Source organism: Candidatus Cloacimonadota bacterium (genome assembly GCA_012516855.1).
In the GTDB taxonomy this organism is placed as follows: Bacteria; Cloacimonadota; Cloacimonadia; order Cloacimonadales; family Cloacimonadaceae; genus Syntrophosphaera.
In genome coordinates this window covers 1-10,799 of sequence record JAAYWB010000019.1, presented here as the reverse complement: position 1 = coordinate 10,799, position 10,799 = coordinate 1, and the positions used below count along the sequence as shown (strand labels likewise).

The 10,799-nt window shown below is 55.2% G+C and carries 13 protein-coding genes and 5 tRNA genes; 13 read left to right on the top strand and 5 right to left on the bottom strand.

Features of this window, described 5'->3' with window-relative positions; all coding sequences use genetic code 11:
- The first annotated feature begins 229 nt into the window (after window positions 1–229).
- The 12 genes from GX466_01875 (at window position 230) to mltG (ending at window position 9,464) form a co-directional block, all read left to right on the top strand.
- On the top strand, window positions 230–1,354 hold the full coding sequence (locus GX466_01875) for a M20/M25/M40 family metallo-hydrolase (GenBank protein ID NLH92957.1): 1,125 nt from the start codon (window positions 230–232) through the stop codon (window positions 1,352–1,354).
- A gap of 3 nt (window positions 1,355–1,357) precedes the next feature.
- Window positions 1,358–2,098 carry a 4-hydroxy-tetrahydrodipicolinate reductase gene (dapB, locus tag GX466_01870; GenBank protein ID NLH92956.1) on the top strand — a complete coding sequence of 247 codons (741 nt, stop codon included), beginning with the start codon at window positions 1,358–1,360 and terminating at the stop codon, window positions 2,096–2,098.
- Window positions 2,092–2,868: a diaminopimelate epimerase gene (gene dapF / locus GX466_01865; protein ID NLH92955.1), complete on the top strand. Its 777-nt coding sequence runs from the start codon at window positions 2,092–2,094 to the stop codon at window positions 2,866–2,868. The genes dapB and dapF overlap by 7 nt, the downstream gene beginning before the upstream one ends.
- Window positions 2,856–3,485: a hypothetical protein gene (locus tag GX466_01860; GenBank protein ID NLH92954.1), complete on the top strand. Its 630-nt coding sequence runs from the start codon at window positions 2,856–2,858 to the stop codon at window positions 3,483–3,485. Before dapF ends, GX466_01860 begins: the two co-directional genes overlap by 13 nt.
- A 112-nt stretch (window positions 3,486–3,597) precedes the next feature.
- Window positions 3,598–4,083: a ferritin family protein gene (locus tag GX466_01855; protein ID NLH92953.1), complete on the top strand. Its 486-nt coding sequence runs from the start codon at window positions 3,598–3,600 to the stop codon at window positions 4,081–4,083.
- Complete coding sequence (locus tag GX466_01850; GenBank protein NLH92952.1) at window positions 4,080–4,613, top strand: lytic transglycosylase domain-containing protein; 534 nt, start codon at window positions 4,080–4,082, stop codon at window positions 4,611–4,613. Before GX466_01855 ends, GX466_01850 begins: the two co-directional genes overlap by 4 nt.
- Before the next feature lie 54 nt (window positions 4,614–4,667).
- The gene (locus GX466_01845; GenBank protein NLH92951.1) at window positions 4,668–5,372 is read left to right on the top strand and encodes a hypothetical protein; all 705 of its coding nucleotides are present in this window, start codon (window positions 4,668–4,670) and stop codon (window positions 5,370–5,372) included.
- Between the two features lie 91 nt (window positions 5,373–5,463).
- Entirely contained in the window at window positions 5,464–6,738 is a 1,275-nt protein-coding gene (locus GX466_01840; GenBank protein NLH92950.1) for a bifunctional folylpolyglutamate synthase/dihydrofolate synthase, read from the top strand.
- A 162-nt stretch (window positions 6,739–6,900) separates the two neighbouring features.
- The gene (locus GX466_01835; protein ID NLH92949.1) at window positions 6,901–7,470 is read left to right on the top strand and encodes a hypothetical protein; all 570 of its coding nucleotides are present in this window, start codon (window positions 6,901–6,903) and stop codon (window positions 7,468–7,470) included.
- Between the two features lie 370 nt (window positions 7,471–7,840).
- Entirely contained in the window at window positions 7,841–8,041 is a 201-nt protein-coding gene (locus tag GX466_01830) for a hypothetical protein (protein ID NLH92948.1), read from the top strand.
- Complete coding sequence (ruvX, locus tag GX466_01825) at window positions 8,038–8,457, top strand: Holliday junction resolvase RuvX (protein ID NLH92947.1); 420 nt, start codon at window positions 8,038–8,040, stop codon at window positions 8,455–8,457. The genes GX466_01830 and ruvX overlap by 4 nt, the downstream gene beginning before the upstream one ends.
- Before the next feature lie 26 nt (window positions 8,458–8,483).
- Window positions 8,484–9,464 carry an endolytic transglycosylase MltG gene (gene mltG, locus GX466_01820; protein ID NLH92946.1) on the top strand — a complete coding sequence of 327 codons (981 nt, stop codon included), beginning with the start codon at window positions 8,484–8,486 and terminating at the stop codon, window positions 9,462–9,464.
- 46 nt (window positions 9,465–9,510) lie between these two features.
- Here the strand turns inward: mltG and GX466_01815 are convergent.
- From GX466_01815 to GX466_01795, 5 genes are all read right to left on the bottom strand, one after another.
- A tRNA-Gln gene (locus tag GX466_01815) sits at window positions 9,511–9,584 on the bottom strand.
- A 16-nt stretch (window positions 9,585–9,600) separates the two neighbouring features.
- A tRNA-Gln gene (locus tag GX466_01810) sits at window positions 9,601–9,675 on the bottom strand.
- A 10-nt stretch (window positions 9,676–9,685) separates the two neighbouring features.
- Window positions 9,686–9,777: transfer RNA gene (locus tag GX466_01805), tRNA-Ser, on the bottom strand.
- Window positions 9,778–9,802: 25 nt separating this feature from the next.
- Window positions 9,803–9,888, bottom strand: a tRNA-Ser gene (locus tag GX466_01800).
- A gap of 279 nt (window positions 9,889–10,167) precedes the next feature.
- Window positions 10,168–10,243, bottom strand: a tRNA-Ile gene (locus tag GX466_01795).
- A gap of 154 nt (window positions 10,244–10,397) precedes the next feature.
- Here GX466_01795 and GX466_01790 point away from each other — a divergent pair.
- A partial coding sequence (locus tag GX466_01790) for a hypothetical protein (GenBank protein ID NLH92945.1) occupies window positions 10,398–10,799 on the top strand: 402 nt, incomplete at its 3' end.

Genomic DNA, 10,799 nt, shown 5'->3' with positions numbered 1-10,799 from the left:
TCTTTCGCTTTGGTTGAGTCATGATCTTCTCCTTGTCTGGTAGTTTTTTGGTTTAAACCATCAAAACAAAGAGTGGGATCCGGCTCAACCTTTTTCTTCATTAGGCTCACCCTATTTTACACCAACCTTTGAGACAGTACCGGTAACGCAGGCACGCAAATAGTTTTTGACAAAAAAGACAATGGCAGAATAAGTGGCGTAACACACTACAATCCGTATGGAGACAATAATGCACGACGATGTGATCCGATATTTTCTGGAACTGGTGGCAATCGACAGCGAATCACGTGATGAACGCGCCGTGATCGATCGCCTGAAAACCGATCTGGCCGCTTTGGGAGCGGAGGTTTTTGAAGACGACGCCCACACCCCCACTGGAGGCAACGCGGGTAACCTGCATGCCCTGATCCCGGGTCGGGCAGACCAAAAACCCATCCTTTTCTGCGCCCACGCGGATACCGTGAAACCAGGCCTCGGCGTTAAGGCCTTGATCACCGCGGGCCGCATCCACACAGACGGGACCACCGTTTTGGGTGGAGACGACAAGTCCGGCCTGGCCGAGATCGTCATGGGCATCAAGGATGTGATGGAGAGCGGGGAAGAACACGCGCCCATCGAGGTTTTGGTCACGGTTTCAGAAGAGGTCGGCCTTCTGGGGGCCAAACATTTTGACAAAAGCAAGCTGCGCGCGGCTTTTGGCTATGCTCTGGACGCCCATCGGGTTGGTGACCTGGTAGTGGGAGCGCCGGCCCAGAACTCAATCCGGATGGTGATCACGGGCAAGGAAGCGCACGCGGGAGTGGAACCCGAAAAAGGGATCAACGCCATCCGCGTGGCCGCCGAAGCCGTTGCTGCCATGCCTTTAGGCCGCATCGACAATGAAACCACTTGCAACGTGGGCATCATCTCAGGCGGCAAAGCGACCAACATTGTCCCCAACTGCGTGGAACTTAAAGGCGAGGCACGCAGCCACAATCCCCAAAAGCTGGAACAGGTTACCGCCAATATCCGGCACGCTGCCGAAAGCGCTGTGCAGCGGCACAAATACGAATTTGGAGCGGCCAGCCTGGAGTGGGAATCCAAACAGGAATACGCCTCATTCCGGATTTCCGACAGCGAAGTCGTGGTGCAGCTTGCCCTGGACGCCTTGAAGGATTTGGGGATCAGGGCCGAGGTAACCGTTGGCGGTGGAGGCAGCGATGCCAATATAATCAACGCGGCGGGCCTGCCGATGATCATCTGCGGCACCGGCATGAACAAAGTGCACACAGTTGCCGAAGACATCGAAACGGAAGAACTGAAACGGGGGGCGGCCTTCGTCGCTGCTCTGATCCGCCGCTATTCAAGGAGCTGAGCCATGCTGGACATCACTTTGATCGGATATGGCAAAATGGGGCACATGATCGCCGGCCTTGCCGAGGAGCATGGCTGCAGGGTGCGCTCCATCATCGACCCCGGCCAGGAGGGTTGTGAAAAGGAGATCAGGCCGGAAATCCTGGCTGACGTCTGCATCGATTTCAGCCAGCCGGACACGGCTTTGGCCAACATCCGCCAGGTAGCCGTGGCGGGAAAACACATGGTGGTGGGAACCACAGGCTGGCACAGGCATCTGGATGAAGTGAAGGAACTGGCTGAACGCCACGGCATCGGCATCCTCTGGGGCGCGAATTTCTCCATCGGCATGAACCTCTTTACCCGTGTTATCCAATACGCCACCTCCATCTGTGACAAATTCCCCATGTACGACGTCTGCGGTTGGGAAATGCACCACAACCAAAAGGCGGACAGCCCTTCCGGAACGGCTATCCAGCTTGCAGAAGCAATATTGGAGGAAAGCGGTGTGAAGGATCAGGCTGTTTACGATAAGCTGGACCGGCGCATCCTCAAGAACGAGTTGCACTTCGCAAGCCTTCGCGGCGGAGCGGTGCCGGGAACCCACAGCGTGATTTTCGATTGCGAGACCGACAGCCTGGAATTGACCCACAGAGTGCGTTCCCGCGCCTGTTTTGCCACCGGGGCGCTGCAGGCGGCTCAGTGGATTTCGCTGCGTAAGGGTTTTTACAGTTTCAACCAGATGATGGAAGACCTGCTGTGCTGATCCCTTTTGGCAAGGTCCAGGTCCAGGGCAACGATTTCGTGATGCTGCAGCTTCTGCACACCCGGAATACCTCACTGCCGCTTGACGCTCTGGCCAGGGACATCTGTGACCGCCGCACCGGAGTGGGCGCGGACGGTCTGGTGCTGTTGCTGGCGGATGATGAGGCCGACGCCAGAATGCTGATTTACAACAGCGATGGCAGCCATGCTCTGATGTGCGGTTCCGCCCTGCGCTGCTGCGCTTCCCTTCTGAACAGGCTCACAGGTAAAACGGAGCTGCTCATCGCCACCGACAGCGGTCTCAAAAGCGCAACTGTGCAGGAACGCCAGATCAGCGTCAATCTGGGCAAACCGGTGCTGAAAGAAAAGGACCTGTCCCTGGAAGGGTTCACGGGTTCGGTGGTGGAGGTGGGTAATCTGCATTTTGTCTCGTTTCAGAACAGGCTCGAAGACCAGGAATTGGAAATCGGCCCGCGACTGGAGAGTCATTCCCACTTCCAAGAGGGGGTGAATGTTGAATTCGTGCGGGTTATTTCGTGTCTGGAGATCGAAATGAAGGTTTGGGAACGCGGCGCGGGGGCCACTCAGGCCTGCGGCACCGGCGCCGTGGCCAGCGTTTTTACCGGTATCGGTAAAGGCCTGCTGGACAACGAGGTCTGGGTGAAAATGCCTGGCGGCGAGGTTTGCATCACCCGGCTGGAAAACGGGGAATTTCTACTCGTGGGGACTGTTGAACACACTTTCAGTGGAGTTTACCAATGGAGAATTTAGGCTCGCATCTGCAAAAGCTGCGTGAAGAAAAGGGCATCAGCTACGATAAGGTTTTCGAGGATTTGCGCCTGCGGGAAGACCAGTTGCGGCTGATTGAGGAAAACCGCTATTTTGAGCTGGGGCACTTCGGCTTCGCCAAGGCCATGGTGCATAAATACGCCGGTTACCTGGGGGCCGATCTGGATGAAGTGATGGCAGAATTCAAGGTAATGGTGCCGGAAAACACAAAGAAACAGCCTGTTCGCGGCGGCGGGAGCAAATCCAGCAAGATCATGCTCTCACCCAATCTGCTCTGGCTGCTGGGCATCATCCTGTTTGTGATCGTCTTGGGGGCCATCCTCTGGTATGCCCACAACCAGGGTTGGCTGAAAACCCCGGAGTTTTTGAAACCAGCCGCGGCGGATACCACTGTGGTGAGCAAACCCCGATTGCCGCAGGAAAAGGAACCGAAGGTGGATCCCATGCGTGAAGTGCAGAAAGAGGTTACCAAAGCGGCAGCCATTCCGTCTGTGACTCCTGCCCAGCCCAGCCAGGGGGTCCGCCAGGCCGTGCAGGACAGCACCGACCACATCGGCGAGTTGATGGGCCCTTCTCAGGTTAACGTGGGGCTGGAGTGAATAGCTCCCCGCAGCCCTGAAGCAAAGCCTTTCCACCACTTTCAGCTTGACAAACACACTCCCGGTGAGCATAATATCTGAGATCACAAACATAAATCCAACTGGAGGAATAATGCCAGCTTTCTCAATCAACGAGATCATTGAAATGGCCGTGCAAATCGAACGCAACGGCTATGCCTTTTACCAGGAAGCTACCAAAAGGAAGGACCTGGACGACAAGAGCAGGGAATTCATCGCTTACTTGCGCGACCAGGAACTGGACCACGAAAAGACCTTCATGGCCCTGCGCGACGACGCCGACATGCAGGATCTGGAACTCTCCCAAGACTGGGAAATGGTTTCAGCCTACCTGAAGACCATCGTGGAAGGCAGGATCTTCAACAGCGAGGAATCCGCCATCCGCAAGGCCGCCGGAGCTGCTGACCTGGCTGCCGTGGTGGAAAACGCCATCGCCTTTGAAAAGGACACCTTGCTTTATTTCCACGCGCTCAGCGACAGTATTTCCAACCCCAAGGCCCTCAAGGTCTTGAGGCGCATCATCAACGAAGAAGTGTCGCACATTATGCGGCTTAACGATTTCAAGAAAGGCCTGGCCTGATCCAAGCCGTGTCCACCGCCAAAAAGAAAAGCAGGTTCAGGAGGATTGTCTATTTCCCCCTGGTCCTGCTTTTGGTGCTTTTGATCCTGGTGTACAACCCCGTTTCAGTGAGGTTGATGACCCTCAGCGCGGCTGTTATTTATGGCCTCGATCCGGGCATTTTCTACCGGCTGATCAACACGGAAAGCCGCTTCCGCAGCTTCGCTGTGTCACCGGCCCAAGCCATCGGCCTGGGGCAGGTGCAGGAATCCACCGCCAGTTATGTGCACATGAGCCACAGGCGCGGCATGCTCTATTTTCCACCCTACAACCTCAGCATCTCGGCCCGCTATCTGAACTACCTGCACGGGCGCTTTGGCAACAACTGGACCTTGGTGCTGGCAGCTTACAATTGGGGCGAAAGCAATGTTGGCAGGCGCATGAGCGGCATCAGAATCGATCCAGAAGCCGATTACAGGGAGCGTTTCTCGGACATCCGGGAAACCTATGGATACATCAACAAGATTATGCCCCCTGCAAAAAAGGCTTGACGTGATTGGGCGGTGTAAAATAATTAGAAAAACCATATCTTTCAGGAGTTACTCATGTTGAAAAACCAACAGGGAAGCGTGCTTTTCTGGGTGTTGAGCGCCGTCCTGGCCATAGCTCTGATCGCGATCCTAGCCTTGTCCGGGATGTTTAACCTTGATCCCGAAAAGAACACCGACGATTGTACCACAAACATGAAAAATATCTGGGTGGCAGCCAATGATTATGTTTTGGAAACCCAGCAGGATTTCAACGGTGACCTAAACATGCTGCGCACCACTACCAAACCCGGCAGCAAACAGCCCTACCTCACCGAGGAAAAATACTGCCCTGAACTGCAGGGCGAAAAAACGGAATACCAGGTCTTCGGCAAATACCTCTACGAAGTGATTGACGGAGAAACCAAACACTATTCCGGCATCCTTGTTTTTTGCCCCAACATTGCTGACTTTCCCGCCCATGTTTTGGACAAGGCCTTCTACGACAACATGAGCACCACTAAAATCCAGAATGTGATGATTTCTGATCTGGCTCTGATTGACAGTGCCAAGAAAAGCGCCAAGCAAAGGTCTGAAGAGATTCAGAAGTATCTGAACTACTGGAAAAACACTCCCCACAAGGAATTCAACGCCGCGAACAGCGATCCGGCGCTTGTGCAGTGGAGGCAGTCGCTCGCTCCGGCAGCTCCCAGCCAAAGCAACGTTTTTCCCGAAGATAATTTCATGGAGGAAGCAACTCCGGCCGAAACAGAAACGGAATAAATCTGAACTGACATTGACATTTCCCCGCGGCTGAGGCGGAAGTACCGGTCGCGGGGAGTTTTTTCCACATCTCCAATACCGAGGAATAGCTTTGCGATATCAGGAATTTTTGGACCATATCTATCAAAAGTATTCCGGCAACGTCAAGCTGGAATTGAACAGGATGGAGCGTTTGCTGGAGGAAATGGGCAATCCCCAGGCTGGTCTGCGCGGCTTCCACGTGGCCGGAACCAACGGCAAAGGCAGCGTTTGCGCCACTCTGGAGGCTCTTTGCCTGGCGCACGGGCACAGCACCGGGCTCAACACCTCGCCCCACCTGATCAATTACACCGAGCGTTTCCGCATTAATGGTACAGAACTGCCTTTCGAGAGCATCCTGGCTACTTACCATCGGTTAGAACCTCTGTTCGAAAAGTGGGATGCCTCTTTCTTCGAAATAACTACTGCCATCGCCTTTCAGATTTTCAGCGAGAGCAAGCTCCAGAGCAGCATCATCGAGGTTGGCCTAGGCGGAAGGCTGGATGCCACCAATCTTTTCATCCCTGATGTGGCGGCCATCACCACCATTGGCCTCGACCACGTGAAAACCTTAGGCGGCAGCTTGGAATTGATTGCAGCCGAAAAAGCGGGTATCATCAAATCCGGCGTGCCGCTGGTGCTGGGGCGCATTCCCGCTTCCCCGCGGCGGATCATTCTCAACCGCGCTAAAACCCTGAACGCGCCAGTCTATCTTTCCGGCAGGGATTATTTTAGCCGCGTCACAGCCCGCCGGGTGGACGGGATCCGTTTCGATTACCGTTTTGGGCGCCACACCTACCGGGGCCTGGTCACCAACCTGCTGGGTGAACACCAGGCCGGAAACGTCGCCCTCGCCCTCACGGCTTTCTTTATATATGCCAATGTCATGGGTATAAAGGTCTGTGCCAGGAAAGTGCACCACGCCCTGCGAAACATCAACTGGCGCGGCCGAATGCAGGTGCTCAGCACGGCTCCGGTGATCATTGTTGACGGCGCCCACAACGTTCAGGGTGTGAAAGCCATGCTGGATACTCTGCGCCGCGTTTGGCCCCGTCGCCGCTTCCGTTTTCTGGTCTCGATCCTGGCCGATAAGAACTATCCTGAAATGCTCCGACTCATTTGCTTAAACGCCGAAAAGATCTACTTCGCCCAAAACTCTTCCGACCGAGCCGCAACCTTGGCCCAACAAGCAGCTGAGGCCGTCAGGAACGGGGTGGACTACGTCGAGGCAGATTCCGTGGCCAAAGCTTTCCAAATCGCCAGATCGGATCTGAAACCTGACGACATACTGGTCTGTGGCGGTTCGCTCTTCACCGTGGGAGAAGTGCTGAGCGTCTGGAAGAATTGAATCCGCTTTCTCTCATAAGGACCGGATTTTGCCCTTTTTTGCGGATCAACCGGCTATTCAGAAACGGCTTGTATGCCATATCCTCAGCGGGATGGATCAATTCGGACGGGCTTTCCGCCAAATATCTGTTGACACGATTTGCCCGCCGCTGAAAATGAGATTATGAGAGATATCGCCATACTCCTTGCTATATTGCTGGCTCTGGCCGGCTGCGACCTTTTCCGCCTGCGGGATTCCGAACCGCCCGTGGAACAGGCTCCCTGGAATAGCTATCCCACGAACTGGGACCTGTGCCTGCAAAACCTGGAGTATTGCTTTGAAGACAGCCGCAATGCCGTGAAATACGCCGGCCTGTTCACTCAGGATTTCAGTTTCCGCTTCGCCGCGCAGGACGTGAACAACTACAATCTGCCCGCAACCTGGAACGCCGCTCAGGAGCAGGATATGCTGCTCAATCTCTTCAGCCAGTCACCGGGCCTGGAAAACGCGGAGGTCATCCTCACGCCGCAAGACGCCCAGCCGGACGAGATCGGCCCTTCCGAGGCCCGGATCTTCCGACAGTACGAGCTGGTGGGCTTTCCAGCCGTGGCCGGCGCCACGGGCCATTACAAGGGCAACCTTGAGATACAACTGAGAAAATCCGGAGCTTATTGGTACATCAGCAAATGGTTCGACTACCGCACCTTTGCCAACCCCACCTGGGGCAGGATGAAACATGGCTTCTCGCAATAGACTCCTCTTTCTTCCGCTGTTGGCGCTGATCCTGCTGCTTTCAAGCTGCAGGAACCCTTTCCATCCACCTCTCATCGATATTTCCGATGGCTCTCTCCGTTGCGGCACGCCTCTGGATGTATTGCAAAGCCTGGAATTGGCTTACAAAGAACGCAATATCAACATCTACAAGGAGTTGCTTGCCCCGGATTTCCGCTTTGAACTGATTTCCAGCGAGGTGGGCCAGATCGGCATCGATGTAAATGGTGATGGAATTCGCGATTCGTGGTGGGGATATGATCAGGAAGTTCTATACACCGGAAACCTCTTCACCAGCGGCTCCACCGATGGCAGCACTCCCGCTCCGGACGAGCTGACCCTGCGGCTGCAGATTCCCCCGGAAGCCAACTGGGAAAAGGATCCCGAGCTCGGTCACGAGGATTGGGTGGTGATCCCTACGCCCTTTGACCTCAAACTCAGCTTCTATGCTTCCAATTCCATGTTAACAGCCAGCGGCGTTGCCCGCTTCTATCTGAAACCAGCCAACAACCGCTGGTACATCGCCATCTGGAGGGATGAATCGAATCTGTGAGGCCGCCGGGACGCGTCCTGGCCGTGGATTATGGCAGCAAACGGGTAGGTCTGGCGCTTTCAGACCCGCTGCAGCTTTTTGCCAAACCCCTCAAAGTGATTTCCAACAATGGTTTTGCCGGCATCCTGGCTGAAATCCGCTCCACCATCGCGGAGCAGGATGTGGAGCTGCTTATCTGCGGAATCCCTTATGCAATCGAGGGTGGCGACACTCCCAAGACCACTGAGACCAAGGCTTTTCTGGCCAAACTGACGGCCGCGCTGGAGATTCGCGTGCTGCCCTGGGATGAACGCTACTCCACAGACGAGGCGGAGAAGGAACTGATCAAGCTTGGCTACGACTGGAAAAAGCGCCGCCCCATCCAGGATGCCATGGCTGCCGCCATGATCCTCAGAAGCTATCTGGAAACCCTGTGAAGATACCTCCCCGTCTTGATAAACTCCTGCGCTGGCTGCCGCCAGCCCTCATCCTGGCCCTTGTTCTGAGCTTGCTTGGTGCCCTCTTTCTACCCATGAGGTCAGACCAGATCGCCATCCGCATCAAAGCTGGCGACAACGCCGCCACCATCGGCCAAAGGCTAAAGGAAAGCGGGATCATCCGCAGCGCCCGGCTTTTCAGGTTCATGGCCTCCCTGCGCGGAACCGACCGGCGCCTGATCGCCGGAACCTATTCCCTGGGCGGCAACCACAGCCTTTACGCAACCTTGAGGCTGCTCGAAAAAGGCAACGTCAGCGCCGTGAAGATCACTTTCCCGGAGGGGCTGTCCCTGTACAAAACCTTGCAGCGGATCGAGCGCAGCGGCCTGGCCAGCTACGATGAGCTGGAAAAACTGGCAACCGATTCCCTCTTTGTGGAAAAGCTCACAGGTTTCCGGGCACCTTCGCTGGAGGGATGGCTCTATCCCGAGACCTATTTTTTCCCTCCCGACGTGAATCCGGAGGAAATCCTGAGCCAGATGACAGAGCAGTTTTTCAGCCGGATGCGCGCCGCGCGGATCGATCCTTTCCATACGGACAATTTCTATCAAGTGCTTATTCAGGCCAGTATCGTGGAAAAGGAAAGCAGTTTTGCGGACGAACGGCCCTTGGTCGCCAGCGTTATCCGCAACCGCCTGGAAGCCGGGATGAGGCTGGAATCGTGCCCCACAGTGGATTACGTGCTTGAGCGCCAGGGCGTGAAGAAAACCGTGCTTTCCCTCCAGGATACCCAAATCCAATCGCCTTATAATACTTACCGCAATTTCGGCCTGCCCCCGGGCCCCATCTGCAATCCCTCCGTATCCTCCCTCAAAGCCGTATTGGAACCGGCTCAGACGGATTATTTCTTCTTTGTGGCAGACCGCAAGGGGCGCAATGACTTTTCCGCCACTGCGGCCGAACACATGCGCAAAGCCGCTGCCTACAAGCGCGCCGAGTGGGAATAAAGCCTTTATAAAACAAAAACCCCGGTGCTGGAACCGGGGTATCAAGTGGCTGGGATGGAAGGATTTGAACCCTCACATACGGATCCAGAGTCCGCTGTCCTACCATTAGACGACATCCCATCTGAAAGTATGAAGATGGCTGGGCAGGGAGGATTCGAACCCCCGGATGGCAGGACCAAAACCTGCTGCCTTACCGCTTGGCGACTGCCCATTTCAATATCTGGCGGAGAGGGAGGGATTCGAACCCTCGGAGGGCTTTTGACCCTCACACGCTTAGCAGGCGTGCACCTTCAGCCAGCTCGGTCACCTCTCCCTTTTGGGGATCACACTATGTTTTATGGCGGAGGATGAGGGATTCGAACCCCCATGGGCAGAACCCGGCGGTTTTCAAGACCGCTGCCTTACCAATTAGGACTAATCCTCCCCAATAAGTTCTGTCCTTGAATCTGAAGGCGGGATTTTTGTCAATCACTTTCTTTGCATCGCCGGCGCAAAGCAATCTCCGGCAGCTAATCCCAAATTTGGCAAGCGTAAACTCCTGCGCTGGAGCAGGGTTATGGGAATCATCTATGGCTTTGTGATGGAGCCGCTAACCAGCCTCATCTTCAGTGCCAATCGAAGATGGAATCCATATCTGTGCAGGGATTTCTGCTCCCAATCATGTGGCGGAAGCAGCGAAAGGGGGATTGGCGGAAAGAAAAAATGGTGGGCCCAGAGGGAGTCGAACCCCCGACCGTCCGGTTATGAGCCGGAAGCTCTACCAACTGAGCTATAGGCCCCTCATTATTGTCTTGCACTTACATTTTTAGACCTGCATTTTGTCAAGCAAAATCGCCGGACGGGCTTTGCGAAAAGCATTTATGTCCTGGCAGGGAAAAAATACTTTACAAAAGCGGGGGGACGGGTTATCTTGTTATTCAAGGAAAAATGAAGATGAGAAAGCTGATCATATACGTCGCCTTACTTACTTGCGTCGGCCTGGGTGCCACCAAATACGCGGGGGAGATTTTCCAGCTCAGCCCCGGAGTGTTAAACCAGGCCATGGGTAACACCGGCCTCACCTGGAACGGCAGCCTTTCCGCCGGATGGTGGAATCCAGCCCTGCTGGCCACTTCATCCCAGGGAGGAGCGGAGCTGATGCGCAGCGAGAACTTTGAAGGCCTGCTGCAGCAAAACCAGTTTGCCCTCAGCCTGGGCGGAAAGACCCGCAGCGCCATCCTTGTCAGCCATATAGGTATCGACAAGATCAAACTAACCCGCCTGGAAAACGAAGCCGACTCGCTCAGCAACTCCAACCGCCCCGTGGTCTGGAAGACCGTGAGCAACAACGATGTG

Excerpts from the sequence above, each read along its gene's own strand:
- dapB (NLH92956.1), top strand. The coding sequence starts at position 1,358 with ATGCTGGACATCACTTTGATCGGATATGGCAAAATGGGGCACATGATC.
- GX466_01835 (NLH92949.1), top strand. The coding sequence starts at position 6,901 with ATGAGAGATATCGCCATACTCCTTGCTATATTGCTGGCTCTGGCCGGC.
- GX466_01845 (NLH92951.1), top strand. The coding sequence starts at position 4,668 with ATGTTGAAAAACCAACAGGGAAGCGTGCTTTTCTGGGTGTTGAGCGCC.
- GX466_01860 (NLH92954.1), top strand. The coding sequence starts at position 2,856 with ATGGAGAATTTAGGCTCGCATCTGCAAAAGCTGCGTGAAGAAAAGGGC.
- GX466_01855 (NLH92953.1), top strand. The coding sequence starts at position 3,598 with ATGCCAGCTTTCTCAATCAACGAGATCATTGAAATGGCCGTGCAAATC.
- GX466_01875 (NLH92957.1), top strand. The coding sequence starts at position 230 with ATGCACGACGATGTGATCCGATATTTTCTGGAACTGGTGGCAATCGAC.